21 protein-coding genes are annotated in these 22,300 nt (G+C 62.8%); 10 read left to right on the plus strand and 11 right to left on the minus strand.

Features of this window, described 5'->3' with window-relative positions:
• Window positions 1-17 precede the first annotated feature (17 nt).
• Window positions 18-932 carry a polyphosphate kinase 2 gene (ppk2, locus tag AOT96_RS18135; protein WP_024487730.1) on the plus strand — a complete coding sequence of 305 codons (915 nt, stop codon included), beginning with the start codon at window positions 18-20 and terminating at the stop codon, window positions 930-932.
• A gap of 51 nt (window positions 933-983) precedes the next feature.
• Complete coding sequence (locus tag AOT96_RS18140) at window positions 984-1,817, plus strand: alpha/beta hydrolase family protein (RefSeq protein WP_020906717.1); 834 nt, start codon at window positions 984-986, stop codon at window positions 1,815-1,817.
• Between the two features lie 4 nt (window positions 1,818-1,821).
• Here AOT96_RS18140 and AOT96_RS18145 read toward each other — a convergent pair whose 3' ends face one another.
• The 3 genes from AOT96_RS18145 to AOT96_RS18155 form a co-directional block, all read right to left on the minus strand.
• Window positions 1,822-3,873, minus strand: coding sequence for a prolyl oligopeptidase family serine peptidase (locus AOT96_RS18145; protein ID WP_065352102.1), 2,052 nt, complete (start codon window positions 3,871-3,873; stop codon window positions 1,822-1,824).
• An 84-nt stretch (window positions 3,874-3,957) separates the two neighbouring features.
• The gene (locus AOT96_RS18150) at window positions 3,958-4,974 is read right to left on the minus strand and encodes an alpha/beta hydrolase (protein WP_003941485.1); all 1,017 of its coding nucleotides are present in this window, start codon (window positions 4,972-4,974) and stop codon (window positions 3,958-3,960) included.
• Between the two features lie 255 nt (window positions 4,975-5,229).
• Window positions 5,230-6,279, minus strand: a complete 1,050-nt coding sequence (locus AOT96_RS18155; protein ID WP_007733735.1) for an alpha/beta hydrolase — start codon at window positions 6,277-6,279, stop codon at window positions 5,230-5,232.
• Window positions 6,280-6,512: 233 nt separating this feature from the next.
• Between AOT96_RS18155 and AOT96_RS18160 the strand changes: the two genes are divergently transcribed.
• The 3 genes from AOT96_RS18160 to AOT96_RS18170 all read left to right on the plus strand — a co-directional run bounded on the left by AOT96_RS18160 (window position 6,513) and on the right by AOT96_RS18170 (window position 10,128).
• Window positions 6,513-7,499 (plus strand): dipeptidase, encoded by a 987-nt coding sequence (locus tag AOT96_RS18160; protein ID WP_065352103.1) that lies wholly within the window; start codon window positions 6,513-6,515, stop codon window positions 7,497-7,499.
• A gap of 49 nt (window positions 7,500-7,548) precedes the next feature.
• A complete protein-coding gene (gene lpdA / locus AOT96_RS18165; protein WP_047269781.1) occupies window positions 7,549-8,952 on the plus strand; it encodes a dihydrolipoyl dehydrogenase in 1,404 nt (467 codons plus the stop codon).
• A 183-nt stretch (window positions 8,953-9,135) separates the two neighbouring features.
• A complete protein-coding gene (locus tag AOT96_RS18170; protein WP_063314797.1) occupies window positions 9,136-10,128 on the plus strand; it encodes an iron-siderophore ABC transporter substrate-binding protein in 993 nt (330 codons plus the stop codon).
• Here AOT96_RS18170 and AOT96_RS18175 read toward each other — a convergent pair.
• Window positions 10,104-10,553 carry a winged helix-turn-helix transcriptional regulator gene (locus AOT96_RS18175; protein ID WP_007735410.1) on the minus strand — a complete coding sequence of 150 codons (450 nt, stop codon included), beginning with the start codon at window positions 10,551-10,553 and terminating at the stop codon, window positions 10,104-10,106. The two genes, AOT96_RS18170 and AOT96_RS18175, sit on opposite strands and share 25 nt — an antisense overlap.
• 118 nt (window positions 10,554-10,671) lie before the next feature.
• On the opposite strand from AOT96_RS18175, the gene AOT96_RS18180 reads away from it, so the two are divergent.
• The gene (locus AOT96_RS18180) at window positions 10,672-11,523 is read left to right on the plus strand and encodes an SDR family oxidoreductase (RefSeq protein WP_065352104.1); all 852 of its coding nucleotides are present in this window, start codon (window positions 10,672-10,674) and stop codon (window positions 11,521-11,523) included.
• A 51-nt stretch (window positions 11,524-11,574) separates the two neighbouring features.
• Here AOT96_RS18180 and AOT96_RS18185 read toward each other — a convergent pair whose 3' ends face one another.
• Complete coding sequence (locus AOT96_RS18185) at window positions 11,575-13,176, minus strand: MFS transporter (RefSeq protein ID WP_003941517.1); 1,602 nt, start codon at window positions 13,174-13,176, stop codon at window positions 11,575-11,577.
• Between the two features lie 68 nt (window positions 13,177-13,244).
• Here AOT96_RS18185 and AOT96_RS18190 point away from each other — a divergent pair, with 68 nt between their 5' ends.
• Complete coding sequence (locus AOT96_RS18190; RefSeq protein WP_003941498.1) at window positions 13,245-13,820, plus strand: TetR family transcriptional regulator; 576 nt, start codon at window positions 13,245-13,247, stop codon at window positions 13,818-13,820.
• A 3-nt stretch (window positions 13,821-13,823) separates the two neighbouring features.
• Here AOT96_RS18190 and atzF read toward each other — a convergent pair whose 3' ends face one another.
• The 6 genes from atzF to AOT96_RS18220 all read right to left on the minus strand — a co-directional run bounded on the left by atzF (window position 13,824) and on the right by AOT96_RS18220 (window position 20,014).
• Window positions 13,824-15,533, minus strand: coding sequence for an allophanate hydrolase (gene atzF, locus AOT96_RS18195; protein WP_065352105.1), 1,710 nt, complete (start codon window positions 15,531-15,533; stop codon window positions 13,824-13,826).
• Window positions 15,534-15,550: 17 nt separating this feature from the next.
• A complete protein-coding gene (locus AOT96_RS18200; protein ID WP_019744458.1) occupies window positions 15,551-16,252 on the minus strand; it encodes a GntR family transcriptional regulator in 702 nt (233 codons plus the stop codon).
• Window positions 16,253-16,328: 76 nt separating this feature from the next.
• Window positions 16,329-16,862 carry a carboxymuconolactone decarboxylase family protein gene (locus tag AOT96_RS18205; RefSeq protein ID WP_003941526.1) on the minus strand — a complete coding sequence of 178 codons (534 nt, stop codon included), beginning with the start codon at window positions 16,860-16,862 and terminating at the stop codon, window positions 16,329-16,331.
• Window positions 16,859-17,665: an SDR family NAD(P)-dependent oxidoreductase gene (locus AOT96_RS18210; protein WP_042923321.1), complete on the minus strand. Its 807-nt coding sequence runs from the start codon at window positions 17,663-17,665 to the stop codon at window positions 16,859-16,861. Before AOT96_RS18210 ends, AOT96_RS18205 begins: the two co-directional genes overlap by 4 nt.
• 96 nt (window positions 17,666-17,761) lie before the next feature.
• Window positions 17,762-19,015 (minus strand): MFS transporter, encoded by a 1,254-nt coding sequence (locus AOT96_RS18215; RefSeq protein WP_065352106.1) that lies wholly within the window; start codon window positions 19,013-19,015, stop codon window positions 17,762-17,764.
• Window positions 19,016-19,024: 9 nt separating this feature from the next.
• On the minus strand, window positions 19,025-20,014 hold the full coding sequence (locus AOT96_RS18220) for an LLM class flavin-dependent oxidoreductase (protein WP_039973481.1): 990 nt from the start codon (window positions 20,012-20,014) through the stop codon (window positions 19,025-19,027).
• Window positions 20,015-20,241: 227 nt separating this feature from the next.
• On the opposite strand from AOT96_RS18220, the gene AOT96_RS18225 reads away from it, so the two are divergent.
• Genes AOT96_RS18225 through AOT96_RS18235 form a run of 3 tightly spaced genes read left to right on the plus strand, consistent with a single transcriptional unit; the run spans window position 20,242 to window position 22,115 of the window.
• Window positions 20,242-20,871 carry a SipW-dependent-type signal peptide-containing protein gene (locus AOT96_RS18225; protein ID WP_007735401.1) on the plus strand — a complete coding sequence of 210 codons (630 nt, stop codon included), beginning with the start codon at window positions 20,242-20,244 and terminating at the stop codon, window positions 20,869-20,871.
• A 7-nt stretch (window positions 20,872-20,878) separates the two neighbouring features.
• A complete protein-coding gene (locus tag AOT96_RS18230) occupies window positions 20,879-21,496 on the plus strand; it encodes a hypothetical protein (protein ID WP_230359616.1) in 618 nt (205 codons plus the stop codon).
• Window positions 21,497-21,506: 10 nt separating this feature from the next.
• On the plus strand, window positions 21,507-22,115 hold the full coding sequence (locus AOT96_RS18235; RefSeq protein ID WP_065352107.1) for a signal peptidase I: 609 nt from the start codon (window positions 21,507-21,509) through the stop codon (window positions 22,113-22,115).
• The last annotated feature ends 185 nt before the right edge of the window (window positions 22,116-22,300 follow it).

Here is a 22,300-nt window from a genome sequence, read left to right on the forward strand (position 1 = left end):
AGACTACCTTGTCGGCGGTGACCGATTTAGCAGAACGCCGACCGTTCCTCAGCGCCTTCGCGGATCTCTCGACCGCCGTCGATCTGGCCGACACCGCCGCCTTCACCGTCGACGACAATGACGACGACGATCCGGTGCTGCTGACGTCGCCGGACGGTTTCGAGGTCGACACCTGGCGGGAGGGCTACCCGTACGACGCACGGATGCCTCGGGACGAGTACGAAATGTCCAAGCGTCTGCTGCAGATCGAACTCCTCAAGCTGCAGAACTGGTCGAAAGAAACCGGCGCACGGCACGCCATCGTGTTCGAAGGACGCGACGCTGCCGGTAAGGGCGGAACGATCAAACGATTCATGGAGCACCTCAATCCTCGTGGCGCTCGCGTCGTCGCGCTGGAGAAGCCGTCGGCTCGCGAGTCGACGCAGTGGTACTTCCAGCGCTACGTGCAGCACCTTCCCGCCGCCGGGGAACTGGTGATGTTCGATCGATCTTGGTACAACCGGGCCGGGGTCGAGCGGGTCATGGGTTTCTGCACCGACGAGGAGCATGAGCGATTTCTGCGCCAGGTGCCGTTGTTCGAGCAGATGCTCGTCGACGACGGCATCAGCTTGATCAAGTTCTGGTTCTCGGTTTCCCCGCTGGAGCAGCGCACGCGGTTCGCGATCAGACAGGTCGATCCCGTGCGGCAGTGGAAGCTTTCGCCGATGGACATCGCTTCTCTGGACAAGTGGGATGCGTACACGGCGGCGAAGGAAGAGATGATCCGGTTCACCGATACCGACACCGCTCCGTGGACCGTCATCAAGAGCAATGACAAGAAACGCGCACGGATAAACGCGATGCGTCACGTGCTCAGTCAGTTCGATTACGACAACAAGGATTACGAGATCGTGGGTACTCCGGATCCGCTGATCGTGGGAAGCCTCGAATAGTCGGCGCGTGGGCTCTGCCCATCCGCGGCGTGGGTGGTTAGTGTGAGTTGAATGGAGACCGTACCGATCCAACTCCCCGACGGCACCGTGACCCCGATCCGTCTGTTTCCCGGACCGAACGACGACGCACCCGTGGTGGTGATGTTGCCCGGGCTCGGAGTTCCCGCCGGGTTCTACGATCCGGTGGCGCAGGCCCTGGTCGAAGCCGGCTTCAATGCGGCCATCGGTGAACTGCGTGGCCAAGGTGACAGCAAACCGCGCCCGAGCGCGTCGAGTGTTTTCGGATATCAGGAACTGGTCTCGATCGATTGTCCGGCGACGTTCGAGGTGGTGCGTGAGCGGTTTCCGGCCAGCACACCATTTCTGATGGGGCACAGCATGGGCGGCCAGATCGGGGTCATGTACGCGTCGAGGATTCGGGGCCGGCTCGGCGGACTGATCCTGGTTGCCTCCGGATCGCCGTATCACCGCGGATTCCCCGGAATCCGTGCGCCCGGACTCTATCTGGGTTCGTCCGCGATGTCGGTGACAGCCAACATCGCCGGCTTCTGGCCTGGAGACCGGGTCAACGTCGGCGGCTTCGGTCGACAGTCGAAAGTACTGATCACCGATTGGGCCCGGTTCGCCAGGACCGGTCGCATGGAACCCGTCGGTGCGGATATCGACTACGAGGAGCGGATCGCTCGCCTGACCTTGCCGGTTCTGTCGATCACGATCGAAGGGGACGATCTCGCTCCACGCCGGTCGGCAAAGAACCTGGTGGACAAGCTCTCCGGGGCCCAAGTGACGATGACGCACATCGACGAACCACTCGGTCACAACGGTTGGATACGCAATCCCACCGCTGTGAGCGAGCGCGTCGTCGCGTGGTTGCGCGACCGCTGAAAGATCAGGCGAGTTTCTGCCAGAGGAACTCGTAGGTCAGCGCAGTCTTGAAGGCCAGCTGAGCATTGTCCGCGGCGCCGCCGTGGCCACCCTCGATGTTCTCGAAATACAGCACCGGCTTGCCCAGCTCTTCCAGCCGTGCGGCCATCTTGCGGGCATGCGCGGGGTGGACGCGGTCGTCGCGGGTGGACGTCGCGATCAGGATCGGTGGGTACGACGCGGCGGCGTCGATGTTCTGATACGGCGAGTACTCCGAGATGAATGCCCACTCCTCCGGGACATCGGGGTCACCGTATTCGGCCATCCACGAAGCGCCGGCCAGCAGGAGATGGAATCGGCGCATGTCCAGCAGCGGGACCTGACAGACGATGGCGCCGAAGAGCTCGGGGTACTTGGTCAGCATGATGCCCATCAGCAGGCCGCCGTTGCTACCGCCCTGAGCTGCCAGAAGATCCGGGGTCGTGATTCCGCGATCGACGAGGTCTCTCGCGACGGCAGCGAAGTCTTCGTGCACCTTGTGGCGCCCGGCCTTGAGAACCTGTGTGTGCCAACCGGGTCCGTACTCGCCGCCACCACGAATGTTCGCAACCACATAGGTTCCGCCCTGCGTCAGCCAGGCACGGCCCAGAGAACCGCTGTACGACGGTGTCAGCGAGATCTCGAATCCGCCGTACCCGTAGAGCAGGGTAGGGCCGGGCTCGCTACGCGGACTGCGCACCACGAAGTACGGAACTTGGGTGCCGTCGGCAGAGGTGGCGAAGAACTGCTCCGTGGTGATGCCCTCGGCGTCGAAGAACGCGGGAGCCTGCTTGAGGGCAGTGGGTTCGGTTTCGCCGATCACGCCGTGCAAAAGAGTTGCAGGGGAGGTGTATCCACTCGAATTGACGAAGTACTCGTTGCTGACATCAGGGTCGGTGTCGAGAATTTCGATACTGGTCAGTTCTGGAAGCCCTTCGAAAGGTCGATCCTCCCAGCCGTTTTCGCCCGGCGTCAGGATTCGCAGCGTCGTGCGCACGTCGGTCAGGACCACCAGAATCAGATGATCGCGTGTCCAGGTGTAGTGCTCGAGCGAGGAATGTGCGTCGGGTTCGAAGATCGATGTCAGTGTTCGTGAGCCGGCAAGGAAATCGTCGTAACGGATGGCAAGCAGTGCGCCGGTCGGATATTCGGTGTCCTCGACGGCCCACACGGACTTGGTGCGGATCAACAACCACTCGTGGTGAATCGAGATCCCGGCGTCCTCGGGGACGTCCACGAGCACCAGTTCACCGTCGGGGCGAACTTCGAAATGCTGAGAGTTGTAGAAATCGACCGAGCGAGTGACGAAGTCTCGTTCGAACCCGGGCGTCGGATCGTGCGAAGCCGAGATCGCCACGTCCGTGGCCTGGCCCTCGTAGACGGTCTCGGCGCTGGAGAGGGGAGTGCCGCGTTTCCACCGCTGGGCCAGACGGGGATATCCGGAATCGGTGAGCGACCCCGGTCCGATATCCGTTCCGACGTAGACGGTGTCGATGTCGATCCAGTCGATGTCGGTCTTGGCCTCGGGAAGATAGAAGCCGGGATTCTCGCCCTCGGGAGCGAGGAACTCGCGCTTGTCGATGTCGAACTCGCGAACGACCGCCGCGTCTGCCCCACCGCGGGAGAGGCTGATCAATGCACGGTTGCGGTGTGGCCGTAGAAGTTGCGTGCCCTTCCAGACCCAGTTCTCGCCCTCGGCCTCGGCCAGGGCGTCGAGGTCGACGAGGACGTCCCATTCCGGGTCGTCGGTGAAGTACTGATCGAACGTCGTGCGTCGCCACAATCCGCGAACGTGGGTGCTGTCGCGCCAGAAGTTGTAGAGGAACTCACCTCGACGGCGGACGTAGGGAATTCGCGCGTCGGTATCGAGGATCTCGCGCACGTCGCTCTGCAGTCGATCGAAGCGCTCGTTGTCGGTGAGCTGCTCCTCGGTCACGGCATTGTGCTGACGGACCCAATCGAGTGCAGACTCACCGGTCACGTCTTCGAGCCAGAGGTAGGGGTCGTCGCCGGTGGTGGGCTGCTGATCGGAAGTCATACGTCCATTCTTACTGCTCGCTCCCGACAGCACTCGACCCCGCTCCCGAAACACTGGAGCGGGGTCGAGTGAGAACGAATCGGGTCAGACGCCCAGGGAGTGAGCGAGCATCGGCCAGGAGTTGTGGAGATCGTCCTGCCAGTAGCCCCACGAGTGGGTGCCGGTCGGCTTGAAGTCGAAGGTGGCCGGGATCTTCAGGTCGCTCAGGCGGTAGGCGAGGTTGTGGGTGCAGTAGTTGACCGCTGCCTCGATGACGCCGCCGACGATTGCCTGGTTGGCGAGCGCACCGACCTGACCGTTGATCGCGGGATTGGCGAGAGTGTCGTGTGGGCCGGGGAGTCCGGAGCCGGTGGAGACGTAGAGTTCGGTGCCGCGGAGCTTCTCGGCGTTGAGGACCGGATCGTTGTCCTTCCAGCCCTGACCGTCGAGCGGGCCCCACATGTTGGTGATGTCAGCTCCGCCGCGGGTACCTGTGACAAGTTCGATCGCACTCTGACCGACGGGGGTGCTGGTCTCAGCGCATCCGCTGTACGCCCCGACGCCCTTGTAGAGGCCGGGAGCCGCGATGGCGAGGTTGAGGACCGAGGTCGCGGTCATGGAGATCGCGGAGATCGACTGGACCTTGTTGGTGTTGAACTCGGCGTCGATGACGGGCGGGAGTTCCTTGGTCAGGAACGTCTGCCACTTCTGGCGACCGAGAACCGGATCGTCGTTCACCCAGTCGGTGTAATAGCTGAACGCGCCTTCGAGTGGAGTGACGACGTTGACGTTCTTGTCCTGGAAGAAGTTCATGACGTCGGTCTTGCGTTGCCAGGTCGCCGAGTCTTCGCCGCCGCCTGCACCGTTGAGCAGGTAGAGCGTCGGGCGGGGTTCGCTGCCATCTGCGGGGAGGATGACCTCGAGCGGGATGTTGCGATCCATCGCCGGGGAGAAGACCGAGATGGTGACCTTGCGGTCGCCGGTCTTGGTGTTGCTCACGACGTGGGATCCGGACGTGTCACCGCCCGCAGAAGCTGTCGCCGGACTGATCAGCATCGGCAGCACCGTGGCCACTGCGAGAGCTGCGATCACACTGCCACGCTTGAAAATTCGAGCACGCATACGTTCGGATCCTCCACCTGAATGTCTTCGGATCCGGAACGGATCGAAGTGCCTGTGAGCCCTTACCGGAACAGGTTCACTTTTTGTTATGTGTCAGTAAAGCAGAGCGGGCGCAGAAAGTGACGCGATTCGATTGCCTGACAATTGAATTGGCCCCGGAATTAACCCCCGAATCAACCCCCGAATCGGCCCAGACAAGCACTCGACCCCGCTCCCGGAAGTGCAGGGAGCGGGGTCGAGTCGGAACGATTTCGGTCAGATGCCCATCGAACGAGCGAGCATCGGCCAGGAGTTGTGGAGATCGTCTTCCCAGTAGCCCCACGAGTGGGTGCCGGTCGGCTTGAAGTCGAAGGTGGCCGGGATCTTGAGATCGTTGAGGCGGTAGGCGAGGTTGTGGGTGCAGTAGTTGACTGCTGCCTCGATGACGCCGCCGACGATCACCTGGTTGGCGAGTGTGCCGACCTGTCCGTTGATCGCCTCGTTGTTCAGGGTGTCGTGCGGGCCGGGGAGTCCGGAGCCGGTGGAGATGAAGAGCTCGGTGCCGCGGAGCTTCTCGGCGTTGACGACGGGGTCGTTGTCGATCCAGCCCTGGCCGTCGAGGGGGCCCCACATGTTGGTCACGTCAGCGTCGCCGCGCATGCCCACAACCAGTTCGATGGAGGACTGGCCGACCGGTGTGCTGGTCTCGGCGCATCCGCTGTATGCACCGACGCCCTTGTAGAGGCCCGGAGCTGCGATGGCGAGGTTGAGGACCGAGGTCGCGGTCATCGAGATCGCGGAGATCGACTGGACGCCGTTGGTGTTGAACTCGGCGTCGATGACGGGCGGGAGTTCCTGGGTCAGGAACGTCTGCCACTTCTGACGGCCGAGGGACGGGTCGTCGTTCACCCAGTCGGTGTAGTAGCTGAATGCACCTTCGAGCGGGGTGACGACGTTGACGTTCTTGTCAGCGAAGAACTCGTTGACGTCGGTCTGGCGCTGCCACGTCGCCCGGTCTTCGCCGCCGCCTGCACCGTTGAGCAGGTAGAGGGTCGGGCGGGGTTCGCTGCCGTCTGCCGGGAGGATGACCTCGAGCGGAATATCGCGTTCCATGGAAGGGGAGTACACCTTGATGGTGGCGATGCGCCCGTTGTCCGTGCGGCTCGAGAGCTTGGAACCCGTTGTGTTTGCCTTGGCAACAGTTGCCGTGGTGGTCGACGGATCTCCGCCTGCGGACGACACTGCAGGGCTGATCAGCATCGGCAGCACGGATACTGCGGCTACAGCGGCGACCAGACGGCCACGCTTGAAAGTGCGAGCACGCATACGTTCAGAAACCTCCACCTAAAATTCCTTCGAATCCGCCCAGGAGTGAACGGTCCTTTGTTGCTGTTCCCGTACGGGAATTCATGCTGGGTACATGCTCTGTCGATAGGTACAGGGCGTGTGAGTCTTGTAAGTTCTACCGCATCGGTGCGTTATCCGCCAGTGAACCAGAGATTTGCTGAACGTACGACCAGTTTCAGGTGAATTTCCCTGATCATCGACGGGATTAGTGAGTGAACCGGACATATCCACTATGGGAACAACATTGTTGCCTACCTCTGCAGTCGAACGCGTCTGTCGAAGATCTTCTCCGATATCAGCGCCCAGCGGGGAGTTACGTTTCGGTGAACGTCGGTTACTCGCCGCAGACTCGCGCGGACTCGACGGCAATCGCCAAGAGTTACGCGTGGCAGGCGCGGGTCGAGTTCCCGGAGATCACCCCTGTCTTCAGCGTCGACGGCGTCGTGGAGATTCAGGACTCCGGCGGAATCGCCCTGGCCTTCGACCTGGAAGACTCGAATCCGCTGGAGGGAGACCTGGCCAACGTCTCGTACTTCTGCGACCTCGGAGTCCGCTCGATGTTGCCGACGTATAACTACATGAACGCTGCCGGCTGTGGCTGCTTGGACCTGGCGGACACGGGGTTGAGTGGATACGGCCGTGACCTGGTTGCCGAGATGAATCGCGTCGGAATGACGGTCGACGGCTCACATTGTTCGGTACAGACGGGGTTGGACATCTCAGCTATCACCCAGCGAGCAATGATCTACAGCCACTCGAATCTCCGAAGGTTGTGGGAGCATCCGCGCAACATCACCGACGATCAGGCCAGGGCGTGTGCGGAGACTGGCGGCGTCATCGGGATCAACGGCGTCGGCATATTCCTCGGCGTCAACGGACCGGATGACGACCAGGCTCGGCTGTCCGCGATGGCCGACCACATCGAAGAGGCTGTGGGACTCGTCGGCATCGATCATGTCGGGATCGGCTCCGACTTCTCCTTCGACGCCGACGACTTCCGCGAAGAGATCGAGCAGAACCCGTCGTCGTTCTCCGAGGCGTACACCGCGTGGGGGCCACTGCAGTGGACTCCTCCGGAGGAGGTGCTGACACTTGATCAGGTATTGCGTGAGCGGGGCTTCGACGAGCCGTCGATCGAGGCCGTGTACGGCGGAAATTTCGCCCGAGTTGCCCGAGAAGTGTGGGCTACCGACGGGTAATACGACCATCTGGGGACAGCGAAACGATGCAGGACTACCCTGGTGAATCGTGACCTCACACTATGACGTCGTTGTCCTCGGAGCCGGCCCCGGTGGGTACGTCGCTGCTATCCGCGCGGCACAACTGGGCCTGAGCACCGCCATCATCGAGCAGAAGTACTGGGGCGGTGTATGCCTGAATGTCGGCTGCATTCCGTCCAAGGCGCTTCTCCGTAACGCCGAACTCGCGCACATCTTCACGAAAGAAGCGAAGACGTTCGGCATGTCCGGAGACGTGTCCTTCGATTTCGGCTCCGCTTTCGATCGCAGCCGCAAGGTCGCGGACGGGCGAGTCAAGGGCATTCACTTCTTGATGAAGAAGAACAAGATCCCGGAGTACGACGGCAAGGGCACGTTCGTCGACGCCAACACCATCAGCGTGGAGCTGAGCAAGGGTGGCACCGAGACGATCACGTTCGACAACGCGATCATCGCGACCGGTTCGTACACCAAGTTGCTGCCCGGCACCTCGCTGAGCGAGAACGTCGTGACCTACGAAGAGCAGATCCTCACCCGTGACCTTCCGGGTTCGATCCTCATCGTCGGTGCCGGCGCGATCGGCATGGAGTTCGGTTACGTCCTCAAGAACTACGGCGTCGACGTCACGATCGTCGAGTTCCTCGATCGGGCACTGCCCAACGAGGACGCCGACGTCTCGAAGGAAATCGCCAAGCAGTACAAGAAGCTCGGCGTCACCATCAAGACCGGTGCCGCTGTGCAGTCCATCAGCGACGACGGCAGCAAGGTCACCGTCTCGATCAAGGACAACAAGTCCGGCGAGATCGAGACCGTGGTCGTCGACAAGGTTCTGCAGTCCGTCGGCTTCGCACCGCGCGTGGAGGGCTTCGGTCTCGAGAACACCGGTGTCGCGTTGACCGATCGCGGCGCCATCGCGATCGACGACTACATGCGCACCAACGTCCCGCACATCTTCGCCATCGGTGACGTCACCGCCAAACTGCAGCTCGCGCACGTCGCAGAAGCTCAGGCTGTCGTTGCTGCCGAGACCATCGGCGGCGCGGAGACGCAGACACTCGGTGACTACCGGATGATGCCGCGTGCGACGTTCTGCCAGCCGCAGGTCGCCTCGTTCGGTTTGACCGAGGAGCAGGCCAAGGCCGAGGGCTACGACGTCAAGGTCGCGAATTTCCCGTTCGCTGCCAACGGCAAGGCACACGGTCTCGGTGACCCGACCGGTTTCGTCAAGCTGATCGCCGACAAGAAGTACGGCGAACTGCTCGGCGGGCACCTCATCGGACCGGACGTTTCGGAACTGCTGCCCGAGCTGACCTTGGCCCAGAAGTGGGACCTCACGGTCAACGAGTTGGCACGCAACGTCCACACCCACCCCACGCTCAGTGAGGCACTGCAGGAAGCGATCCACGGCCTCGCCGGCCACATGATCAACCTCTGACGGCAGGGCCTTCGGCCCCGTGCGCCTTTTCGGTAGTTCGCACTACCGGAAAGGCACACGGGGTTTTTCGTCTTTTGTGTCGAGTTGTGTTGCGAAACCGCCATCTGAGGCCTTCGAGTCGGGGTGTAGGCGCGCAACGCATTAGCGTCCCGAGTCGACCATTCGGCTTTCGAAGGACCACTCATGAAAACTCGTTCCGTACTGCTCGCGGCTTGCGTCGCGCTGACGCTCTCCGCCTGTGGAACCTCAGGTGACTCCGGATCGGACGCCGAAGCTTCGGGTGCCGCCGAGGCGGGGGCGTTCCCCGTGACCGTCGACCACGCCTACGGTTCGACGACGATCGACGCGGAGCCTATGCGCATCGTGACCATCGGATGGAGTGGCCAGGATGCGGTGATCGCACTGAACAAGGTTCCGGTCGCCATGGAGAGCTTCTCCGGCGCCGGCATCGAGAACAACATCCTGCCCTGGGACGCTTCGCGTCTGAACGGTGCCAAGCCTGTTCTCATGACGACCAATCCCGATATCCCGTTCGAGCAGATCCTCGGGCTCGATCCCGACGTGATCCTCGCCGTGTACTCCGGCATCGACGAGGGCGAGTACAAGCGTCTCAGTGACATCGCGCCGACCGTCGCGTTCCCCGACCAGCCGTGGGATACGGCGTGGGACAAGCAGATGAGCATGATCGGTGCAGCGCTCGGACAGCCGGAGCAGGCTCAGACGCTGATCGACGAGACCGGGGCGTACTTCGAGAAGCAGGCCGCTGATCACCCACAGTTCCAGGGCAAAACCGCAACGTATGCAATGCGCACCGACGAGGGCCTGATCGTCTTCTGCGGCACCGACCCGCGGATCCGTCTTCTCGGCCAGCTCGGGGTGAAGACCTCGCCCGGTGTCGACGCAGTGTGCACTTCCGGCGACAGTTCGGTGTCCGTGGGCATGGAATCCATCGACACACTCGACGCCGACGTCTTCATTCTCGTCGACGCCGACGGCACCAACCTGGACAAGCTGATGTCCTTCGGTCCGTTCGCGAACATGACCTCGGTGTCGAACGGCCGTCTGGTTCGTCTGGTCGGAATGGACTACGCGATGGCTACGTCCGCTCCGACGGTGCTGAGCGTTCCCTACGCATTCGACGAGTTCATCGCTCAGCTCTCGGACAAGTTGAGCTGATTCCGGGCGTCGTACGACGCTTGTGACGCAACGATTTTCGGCACCTGCGATTCGAGTAGTTCGATCAGGGCCGTGATCTTTGCGGCGACGTCGGCGCCGAGTTCGGTCAGGCTGTATTCCACTTTGGGCGGGATGGTTTCGAGTACCTCACGGTGCACGAGGCCATCCCGCTCGAGTGTTTGCAGGGTCTGCGAGAGCATGCGCTCGCTGACTCCGTCGACGCGTCGGCGCAGGGCACTGAACCGGTACGGACCCTCGTTCAGTGCTGCCAGTGCGAGTGCGCCCCAGCGTCCGGTTGCATTCTGCAATGCCGCCCGAGAGTTGCACCCGCGAGCGAAGACGTCAGCCTCGAGGGTTGGGTCCACGACGTCGGCATTCGGATCAGGAGTCTGGGCAGCACGTGAAGGTGAGTCGGTGCTGGTCATGAACCCAGGCTACTACTGCACGATCCGATAGCGCTAACTCGGCGTGTTGCACTTACGAAAAATAAGTGCATGATGGTTGCAGAACGCATTTACGCTTCAACCTGGATCGGGAGTTCGCATGAGCATTGCAGTCACCGGCGCAACCGGAAACCTCGGACAACTGGTAGTCGAGTCGTTGATCGAGCGGGGAGCCGCCGCGTCCGACATCGTCGCAGTGGTCCGCAATCCACAGAAGGCGGAAAGCCTCGCCGCCCGCGGAGTAGTTGTACGCCAAGCGGACTACGCCGATGCCTCGGCGTTGGAAACCGCATTGGCGGGCGTCGACAAGCTGGTGCTGATCTCGGGAAGTGAAGTGGGGTCACGGCTCGCGCAACACACCAACATCATCGACGCGGCGAAGGCTGCCGGCGTCGGATTCATCGCCTACACGAGCATATTGAATGCTCAGGACACGCCGATGAAGCTTGCTGCCGAGCACAAGGCGACCGAGGACGTGCTCACTCGGAGCGGTATTCCGTTCGCGCTGTTGCGCAACGGTTGGTACTGGGAGAACTTCACCAACGACCTTGCCGGTGTGATCGAACGCGGCGCACTGGTCGGTGCGGGAGCGGAAGGCAAGATCGCGGCTGCGGCGCGTGCGGATTACGCCGACGCCGCAGCAGTAGTCGCGACCACCGATGGCCACGAAGGTGCAGTGTACGAGTTGGGCGGTGACGAGAGGCTCACCTATGCCGAATTGGCCGAGAAGATCAGCGAGTTTGCCGGCAAGCCCGTCGCGTACCAGTTTGTGGACGCGGAGGCATACGAAGGCATTCTCGAGAGCGTCGGACTGCCTGCACCGGTTGCGCAGATCCTCGCCGATTCCGATGCTGCAATTGCCAAGGGGGCGTTGGACACCGAGTCGGGTGACCTGCAGAAGTTGATCGGCCGCAGCAGCACTCCGGTGACTGAGGTGTTGAAGAAGGCCTGACCTGCTGTGCGCCTTTATTAACCGCGGGCGGTTAATAAAGGCGCACAGGGGTTACCCCATGTGGACTGCACCCTCGGCGGGCAGATCACCCTTCTTGGCGCGGACCAGAACCAGCACTACCGGTGCGATGATCGCCAACAGGATTGCCGCCCAACCGAATGCGGCCGAGTATCCGGATACCTCGGCGCCGAAGAAGTAGTCCGTCATCGAGGCGACGAAGTCCTGCACCGGCTGGGGGAGTAGTGCCAATTGATCGCCGGTCGGGATGGTCGCATTCGACATGTCGACAGGAATGCCTTCCGGCGGGATCGGCGCCGCGTTGTCGGCGGTGAAGGCCGACTTTGCCGAAGCGTAGATCGTGGTGAACAGTGCGGTCCCGAGTGCGCCGCCGATCTGCAGGGTGGCGTTGACCAGGGCACTGGCAGCGCCGGCGTCGTGGTCGGGGACACCGATCAGTGCGAGGTTCTGCATCGGCACCATCAGCAGACCGAGTCCGAAGCCGAAGATGGCGAGGCCGGGGAACACGTGCGTCCAGTAGGAGCTGTGTACCTCGATCTGGGTCAGCATGAGCAGTCCTACCGCTGCCACCAGTGGGCCGGCGACCATGAGCGGCTTGGGGCCGATCTTGGTGGACAACTGCGCTGCGATGGTCGACGCCAAGACGATGAAGAACGCCATCGGCAGCGATCCGACGCCGGCCATGACCGGGCTGAATCCGAGCACGATCTGCAGGTAGAACGTCAGGTACAACGTGCCGCCGAGCAGGGCGGCGCCCACCAGCATGGAGCCGATCAGAGCAGCGCCGCGATCACGATGCCACGGAACGCTCAGCGGTAGAAGCGGATTCTTGCTGCGGCTCTCGACGACCACGAAGATGGCGAGGAAGACCAGGCCCAGTGCGATGAACAGCAAAGTGTCCGCCTGACCCCAGCCGTGCTCGGCGCGTGTGAATCCGTAGACCAGTGAGCCGAGCCCCAGGGCGATGAGGACAGCGCCGGGAAGGTCGTAGCTCGTGTCGCCGTGCGCTTTGGTTTCCTTGACGATCGGGACGGCTGCAGCGATGGCTATCAGCGCGATCGGGATGTTGACGAGCAGGCACCAACGCCAGTCGACGTACTGCGTCAGCACTCCACCGAGGAGCAGGCCGATGGCAGCGCCACCGCCGGAGATCGCGCCGTAGACGGCAAAAGCCTTGGCGCGCTCCTTCTCTCCGATGAAGGTGGTGGTGAGCATCGACAGCGCAGCGGGCGCGAGCAGTGCTGCGAAGACGCCCTGGCCGGCGCGAGCGATGAACAGTTCGATACCGCTCTGCGCGATGCCGCCGATGCCGGAGGCAACCGCGAAGCCCGCCATGCCGACGATGAAGGATCGCTTTCGGCCCCAGTAGTCCGCGATACGTCCGCCGAGGAGCAGCAGCGCACCGAACGCCAAGGCGTACGACGTGACCACCCACGCGCGGTCAAGGTCGCTGATGCCCAGTTCCTCCTGGGCTGCCGGTAGGGCGATGGAGACGATGGTGCCGTCGAGCACCACCATGAGTTGAGCGAACGCGACGATGCAGAGCACCAGCCAGCGACGTTGATGATTCGGATTCTCGGAGACAGCCGGGATCGGTGGCAGAGTGCCGCCGTCGACGTGGGACGTGGTGGTCATTGGAAAAAGGTATTCCAGCCTTCTCGGGTGAGTCAAACGAAATAGTTCGTTCGGTTACCATCATCACTATGGCTCCCACTGACGTGACCGCGACGAAACAGCGAATCCTCGACGCTGCGCAAGAAGAATTCGGCACCTACGGGCTTGCCGGTGCGCGCATCGATCGGATTGCGAAGAACGGAAACGCCAGTAAGGAGCGCCTCTACGCCTATTTCGGTGACAAGGTCGCGTTGTTCCACGCGGTGCTCGACGTCGACTTCGAGCAGGCGATGGAATCCGTCGAGTTCACCGGTGAAGACATGCCCGCGCATGCTGTCGAACTGTTCGACGCAATGCTCGGCAAACCACAGATTCAACGGATGATGATCTGGGGTCAATTGCAGGGTGAGGCACCACGGATGAAGAAGTTGGCCGAGGAACATTCCAGCTGGGTTCCGCGAATGGCCACGATCCGCAAGGCTCAAGAAGACGGCCTCATCTCGAAGCACTGGGACCCCCAGGACCTGATCACGATGCTGTTCGGCCTCGTGTTCGGCTGGGTGGTGGCCCCCGGTGTGGCCGACAACCAGAACGTCGACGCCGACGAGATCGCGCGCCGCCGTGAAGTGGTGCGCGAGGCCGTCACTCGAATCTGCAAGCCGTGACTGTCAGCGAGAGAGGTACGCGGCCCAACCGCCGTAGTCGGTGATGTCAGCTGCGCCGTTTACGGCGTCATGAGTGCAGCTGAAACCGACTGTCGTTCTGCCGTCGGATAACTCGACGCTCGTGAGCGCCATCGGTGCAGGCAAGGCGGCGAGGAACGTTCCCAGCCCGGCCGGTGAGATTCGGAAGATCTCGCCGACGACCGGTGCGCCGAGTCCAGGGCCACGGCGTACCAGGCCGGGCTTCGGTGGCGTCGTGTCGAGAGCGAAGAGCCGGTAGGCATCCGAGGTCGTGACGGTTTCGACGTACCGCGCGCCGAGGTCGACCAACTGTGTGTTGAGGGGTTGCCCGCGCAGGTGAGCGCCGAATACTGCGAGGTCGATTCCTGTATCGACGAGGGTGGGTGAAGGCACACCGCCGAGTCGCGCAGCGAGGTCGATGGCGATCTGGTCGTCGAAAGCGGGTACGACGAACATGACGCCGAACGGGTGATCTTCGGCAGTGCGGTGTCCGGGCGCCGCGACGGCCGCCATGTCGAGCAGGTTGCAGAAGTTGGTGAAAGTTCCCATCCGGCGGTTGATTCCGAACGGATCCTCGGTCACGGCGGCAATCGTCGGGTGTTCGGTGGTGGTGGGAAGCAGTAGGGCGTCGAACCCGGCGAGGAGTTCCCGGGCGGCAGCCTTGGCGCGGGTGAGAGCATCGAGATCGTCGACTAGCTGGTATCCGGTGGGGTGCTTCGCACCGAGCACGATGTCGGACACCGCGGGATCTGCTCCGGCAGGACGAGTTTCGAGGAACTCGCCGGCAGCGGCGTACCGCTGCGCCACTACGGCGCCGTCGTAGAGCAATCGGGCCGCGTCGAGCAGTCCGGATATGTCGACGGTCTCGGTCTCGGCGCCGCCGGCTACCAGAGCTGCCACAGTGTCCTGAAATGCTGCTGTATACGACGGGCTCAGTTGAGTGAGATCCTCGATTCGGGGGACGGCGACGCGGGGATTCGGCGCCGCCGCGAGACGAACGTCGGAAGGCCAGACGCGGCTGCGGGGATCTCGAGGTTCGTGGCCGATCATGATTGCCGCTGCCGCGGTTGCCGATTCGAGGTCGTCGGCAAATACCGTCAGAGCGTCGTAGTCGACGCAGGCGGGCACTACTCCGTGGGCTGGGATGACGCCGAGCGAGAGCTTGAGTCCGTAGATCCCGTGGAACGCTGCCGGCACCCGGCCGGAACCGGCGGTGTCGGTGCCGATTCCGATGTCTGCAATTCCCAGCGCGACAGCGACGGCAGATCCGGAGCTACTACCGCCCGAGATCAACTCTTCGTCCCAGGCGCAGCGAACGGCTCCGTACGGACTGCGCGTTCCGACCAGTCCGGTGGCGAACTGGTCCAGATTGGTCTTCCCCAGAACAACAGCCCCGTGCTCGATCAACCGCGCAACGGCACTGGCGGTTTCGTCCGGCGAATACGCGAATTCGGGGCACGCCGCTGTGGTCGGCAGACCGGCGACGTCGACGTTGTCCTTGACGGCGACCAGACGCCCAGCCAGAGGAAGATGCTCGCCCGCGGCGATTCTGGCTTCGACCGAAGCGGCATCGGCAAGCACATCTTCCTTGCGGCGCAACGTGATCCAGACTTCGGGGCGATCTACTTCCTCGATCCGCTGGAATGCCTGCTCGACCCGGGCTGTCGGGGTGAAAACTTCTGCTGCGATGGTCATGGTGTGTACTGCTCCGATCAGTCCGTGATGTTGGCGAGTGAGAGCGCGGTGATCGCGCGGGTCACCCGGTCGAGGACGACGTCGAGAGACTCGCCGATGTGCTGGTGCAAAAGCGTGCGGGCCTCGGGCAGATTGCCGGCACGTAGTTCTTCGAGGATTCGAATGTGCTCCGCGATCGAGGTGTCGATGCGGCCGTTGACCATGAAGTCGTACATCCGAACGTGCCGGATACGGGAATTCACCGACAGCAGCGACGCGACCAGTTCATTGTTTCCCGACGCCCTCAGTACGGCGACGTGGAATTCCTCGTCCAGTTCGACGAACCCCGGTTCCTGAGCGGGCGGATCGAGAGCCAGGGCACGCCACCGCACCAATTCGTCGTCGAGGATTGTTCGGTCGTGCCGGATCGTCGGATCTGCGATCGCCCGGGTAATTCCTTGTAGTTCCAGAGTGATTCGGAGTTCATACAGATCTCGGATCCGCGGGATACTCGGGCGCACGGCGGAGAACCCGTACTCTTCCCGGCGCAGGAGTCCATCGGCGCACAGCATCGTCAACGCTTCCCGTACTGGTGTGCGAGAAATGCCGAAACGCGTGGAGAGTTTCGGTTCCGTCAGGCGCTGATCGAACCCGATAGTCCCGTTGACCAGTTCGGTGCGTAGTTCCCGGTAGACCACCTCACGCAGTGGCTCCGGCGCCGTATTCATCCCTGTCGACATACCTGTATACGCTATTGATCAGGTGTTTCGTCCAGATGTCTTCGGGTTAGAGCTGAGTTACGGCCGCCGCGGAACTTCAGGAGAAGTCGCGCTGAACCCGCAAGGTTCCGATCGTGGTGGCCAGGCCGTCGTACTGAGTGACCAACAAGGTGAATTCGATCAACCGACGATCGTCGAGATGCTGCGAGAGCGTTCCCCACGTGTCGTCGGTGACGTCCTTGGTGGTGACCAACTCGTCGACCGCAGTCAAGATCGCACGGTGACGCGGACTCAACTCGGAAGCGCCAGGGCCCTCGATGATTCGGGCCAGTTCTTCTGCGTCGATTCCGGCTTTGCGGCCGAGCCTGATGTGGTGATCCATCTCGTAACCGCAGTCCCGCAGGTGCGCGACCCGCAGGATGATCAGTTCGGTGTCGTGGCGAGAGATCTTGCCGCCGGGCATGAGTGAGCCGGAGTAGTGCAGCCAACCGCGGAAGAGTCCACCCGTGCGCCCCAAGGTGCTGAACAGATGCGCATCGGGTGCTCCGGCAGCCTTCGACAGGACACGCCAGATTCCCCAGTTGATCGGACCGAGGTCCTTGAATCGGCCGGGCGGGATGCGGGGGTTCATGCGACTCCACGGATGTGAGAGGGACGGAGGTCTATAGCTCGTTGCGCGATGTGGCGAACCGCGGCGCTGCGGCGGGGCGCGTGTACGCGTGACTTCCGGCCGACGATACCGCGCTCGAACGCGTCGACGGCGTCAGCGACGGTCGTGGTGCCGGCGCTGGCGAGGGTTCCGCGTGCTCCGTCGAACGACAGTGCGGTGGTATCGGTGTCGATGTCGCCGATATACGCGACGCCCACCTTGGTGCCGAGGTGTTTCATTTCCAAGCGCAACGCGTCACCCAAGGCTTCGACGCCGGCGCGCGAAGCACCGAACGGTCCGCGAAACGGATGCTTGGCGGCGCCGTGAGCCGAGGCGACCACCAGGGCGTAACCGTTTTCGTGACTGATGTGCGGACCGGCTGCGCGCAGGGTGTAGTACGTGCCCATGAGGTTGACTTCGACGGCGCGGCGCATGTCCGCAGGGTCGCCGCCGAGGATCGACGAGTTCGCCTCGACCCCGGCATTGGCGACGACGACGTCGATGCCTCCCAGCTTCTCAGCGATGTAGTCGACGCCGCGAGATACCTGCTCGAGGTCGGCGACATCGCACAACTGCCAGGGCGCGCGGCCGCAGGAAGTAGCGACTTGCTCGAGAAGTTCCGGCTCGAGGCCGAGCAGTCCCACGGACGCACCACGGTCGTACAGGCGTCTGGCCAGCGAAGAACCGATATTGCGGGCAGCGCCGGTGATCAGGATGCGCCGACCCGTCAGGTCGTCCGCACTACTCTTGGCCGATTCGGCCTTGCCCGCCTCGCTCTTGCCCATTGCTGTGTCCCTACGCAGTGACCTTCTGGTCCTCCGACGCTAACACCGCCGGGTAGCTGCGACTGCAAGTACCGCCAACTCCGTCCGAACGGGTGTTCAGACCGATGCGGCTTCGAGACGCGGATGTGACGAGGAAGCCTGGGTCGACCGCAATCGACGGAATCGGACCACGGCAACGACGGCGGCAACAGCGGCGAGGATCACCAACGGCAGCGACGGACCCATCGTGGGTTCGATGACAACCAGTAGCACCGGCAGTCCGAATCCGAGATAGGTGCCGACGTAGAAGATCCCGGTCAGGGCGCCCCGCGAGGCGGGGGGAGCCAGCGACTCGAGGTCGAGCAGTCCCTCGCGTAGACACAGTCCGTAGGCCGTACCGAGGACGAGCGCGCAGACGATGAACAACCCGAGCGCGGGGTGCGCGCCGCCGACGGCGACCAGGCAGTATCCGAGCGCCGCCAGTGCGGCGCCGACCGTGCCGGCCTGAGGACCCCAATTGCGATGGCGCGCAGCGGTTTGAACCAGGATTCCAGCACCCAGAGTCAGCGCCGCCGCGAAACCCGGAAGGAGAGGACCTGAGTAGCGGTCCCCGAGCCTGGCCGTCATGGTCACGAAAGAGACTGTTGCGCTGGCGAACACCCACGGCGCCAACGGAAGTGCCCAGAGCAGCGCATTTGCGACGGAGCGCTCCGCGCCGTCTGGCGCATTTGCGACGGAGCGCTCCGCGCCGTCTGGCGCATTTGCGACGGAGCGCTCCGCGCCGTCTGGGACGGGTGTGATGGTCGCGGCTTCTACGGAAACAGGTGTACGACTCCACACAGCTGCCGCGGTAACCGAACCCACCGACAAGAAGGCCGAGACGACAAAGGGCGTAGCGAGTGGGAAGGCGGCAAATTGTGCCAACAGACCCGAAAACAGTGGTCCCAGTGCGAAACCCGAGGTGAGTACTACGCCCGCCATCACGGTTCCGGACTTGCCGCGAAGGTCAGCCGCCCACGCGGTACCGGCGCCGATTGCCAGACCGGCACCGATACCGACAACGAGGCGCCCGACCATGAGCCCGGGCGCGTCGTGCCAGAGAAGAAGAATCAAGGTTCCGAGCGAGGCTATGAGCGTTCCGGGCAGGACGACTACAGCTCGGCCGACGCGATCCGACAGTGCTCCACCGGTCAACAGGCCGGGTAGGAGTCCGAGCGCGTAGATACCGAAAACACCGTCGAGCACGGTATGCGAAAGACCCTCGTCCACCCGGAGAACCGGGATGAGCGAAGCAAAGTGGTTGGCGGCCCAACCCGTCGAAAGTAGAACTGCCAGTACCGAGATGAACCCGCGACGGGATGGATCGCCCATACCGGCAGCTTAGGCGGGTACCAGATCGCTCACGTCGGCGAGGAGTTCGAACGTGCGCAACCAAGCCTCGCGGTTGGTGCCGGTCGACACCGTGATCAGCTCGTCGGCCTGTGCATGCTCGGTGAACTCGTCGAGGTAGGCGCGGACCTCCGTGGGCGTGCCGATGGCGCTGTACTTGGTCATCTGCAGAACCTGCTGACCCGCGGGGGAGTCGAGCAGCATGTCCGCTTCGTCGTCCGTGAACTTGCGTCCGCGTCCGAGAAGAAGGCTGACGCGCGAACGCTTGGCCGCGAGGAAGTCCTGCTGAGCCTGCTCATGGGTGTCGGCGGCGATGACGTTGACGCCCGCGATGACGTACGGCTCCGCCAACTGCTCCGACGGCTTGAACTCGCGTCGATAGATCGCGACGGCGTCGCGCAGGGCGTTGGGGGCGAAGTGCGAGGCAAATGCATACGGCAGGCCGAGCATCGCGGCGAGCTTGGCTCCGAACAATGACGATCCGAGAATGTAGAGCGGAACGTGAGTGCCCTTACCGGGAACGGCATTGATTCCGGGGACGCGCGAAGTGTCGCCGAGGTAGCCCTGAAGCTCGAGTACGTCCTGCGGGAAGCTGTCCGAAGAACTCGGGTCGCGTCGCAAAGCCTGCATCGTCTTCTGATCACTACCGGGCGCGCGACCGAGACCGAGATCGATGCGACCCGGGTGCAGAGTCTCGAGGGTGCCGAACTGCTCGGCGATCGTCAGCGGCGCGTGGTTGGGCAGCATGATTCCACCGGCGCCGAGGCGGATTTTGCTGGTGTGCGCGGCGACGTGGCTGATCAGAACGCTGGTGGCCGAAGACGCGATGGAACCCATGTTGTGGTGCTCGGCATACCAGATTCGCTTGTAACCCCACTCCTCGGCACGCTGCGCCAAGGTCACGCTGGCGTCGAAGCTGTCTTTGGCGGTTTCGTTGTCGCCGATGTGGGCGAGATCGAGGATGGAAAGTGGGACGGCCATGAATGTGGTGCCTTTCTCAGCGAATAGAACGCAAACGTCGTTGGAAGGTGCAACCATCTGGCCGGCTTTCCTATTTCCGCCTGGTCAGCGCCCACGGATGGTGGCGAGGCGGACAAGGCGTGAAGTTCTTGTCTCGATTTCGGTCATTTCGGATATTTCGGATGAAATTGGGGGCTAGATTTCCCGAATCGGAGGTTCTTTCGCATTCCAAGTGAATCGAGACCAGCATGGCCACTGATCGGAAGGCTGTAAACAAGCGCAAAGTACGTGCATTACTTGCCGGAGGACTTGTCCTCGGTATCGGCGCCGCTGTCACCTTGGCGGCGTGGACAGACAACGTTTTCGGCGACGCGCAGTTCAAGACGGGAAGTTGGAATCTCCAGGGCAGCTTCGACGGACTGACGACCTGGGGTGAGTATCAAGTGGACGCTTCCGCCGGCCACTTCCAATTCAGCACGGGATTCGACGCACTCTCACCCGGAACGACGGTATACGCGCCGGTAGCGCTTCGGATCGGTCCCACGGCCAGCACTTCCGGCGCGACGGTACAACTACTCGGTGCAACGGGCGGTGATACCGACCTCAAACCCGCCCTGCGGTACTCGGTGTATCGAGGTGTCCCCTCCACGACCTGCACGGCAGCGGGAATTGGAGCAGGAACAGCATGGGTAGGCACGACAGCCAGTCCGGTGGCCTTGACGGCAGGTTCGGGTTCGGATGTCACCTTGCTAGGCACGGGCGTGCCGGTGGAACTGTGCTTCGCGGTCACGCTGCCTGCCGGAGTCGACCCTTCGATCGTGTCGGGCAAGAACACCGGGCGCTTGCTCTGGCAGTTCACCGGCCAGTCCACCCCCTGACGCCTGCGTGGTCACACGGCGAATGCGTCAGGTGTACGCACTGGCGGCCTCGGGACTCGTCCTGGGTATCGGTGCAACCACCGTGGCGGCCAGTTGGGTGGACAGCACGATGGGCGATGCATCGTTTCGCACCGGAACATTCGGAATCGAGTCGAACGTCGGCGGCGGATGGTCGTCGCATTCATCCAGTGCCCCTGGCGTTTTCACGTACACGCCCTCGGCGCTCCTGATTCGCCCCGGTGCGTTCTCGTACGGCCCGATATCTCTTCGAACAGTGCCGGTCTCGCCGGCAGCATCCGTCACTCTGCAGGCGGCCACGGTTGCCGGCGACTCCACTCTGGCGTCGGCGCTGCGGTATCGGGTGGTCAAGTCGACGACCTGTGATGCGTCGGCCTTCTCCACGGGAACACCACAATTCGTGGTGGGAAGTGCGACGGTGTTTCCGTCGCTCTCAACTGGTTCCGCAGTCGGGGCCATCGCGCTACCCACCGGTGGAGCGTCCCCGGGCGCCGCGGTGGCGCTGTGCTTCGAGATTTCGCTGCCCGCAACCTCGGCTAATTGGAGCAACTCGGCGCTGACCGGTAAAACGGCAACTCCCACTTGGCAGTTCAGTGCAACACCCTGAAGGAGCTGCAATGCCAACACATGCCCGGGCAACACATGCCCGGACGAAGAAGCGTTCGGTCCCCACGATCATCGGGGACTGCATCCTTCAGGTTCTTGCAGTCGGTGGGGTCATCTGTATCGCTTTGGTGATCTGTGCCTTCGTTTTCGACATCACACTGATCATGTTCAAGACCGGATCGATGTCGCCGACCATTCCAACCGGATCTCTGGCAGTTGTGCGGGAAGTACCGGCAGATTCCGTCGAGGTGGGCGACGTCGTCACCGTCGATCGGGGAGTGTCCGAACTGCCGGTGACCCACCGGGTCGTCTCCGCTCGTACCCAGGACAACGGCATCACGATTCTCGATCTCAAGGGTGATGCCAACGCTTCGGCTGATCCCGCGGTATACGAGGTCACCACGGTCCGAAAGGTGCTCTGGCACGTTCCGGGATTGGCGCGGGTGATCGTCTACTTCTCGAATCCTCTTGTTCTGGGGGCGATCACGCTGACCATGGCCGCTTTGGTGGTCGCGGTATTCTGGCCGCGCAATACCGATGACGACGATGATGCCGACTCGGACGACCCGAAAACCGAACCCATCCAGGTTCTTCTACCGCCAGACGGCGGTAGACAATGAAGCGTCGCCACCTGTTTTCAGTCATCGTATTGGCAGTTGCGGTTGTTTTGGGCTCTGGTTTCTCGTCTCACCCACTCCTCGGAGAGACAGAAGCGGCGTGGACAGACTCCGAGTACGTTACCGGCCCGATTTCCACCGGTTCATGGACGACGAGTGGGTACGGCAGAGGCGCCGGCGGGCTCGGG

Origin of the sequence: Rhodococcus sp. 008 (genome assembly GCF_001682295.1) — a bacterium.
In the GTDB taxonomy this organism is placed as follows: Bacteria; Actinomycetota; Actinomycetes; order Mycobacteriales; family Mycobacteriaceae; genus Rhodococcus_F; species Rhodococcus_F qingshengii.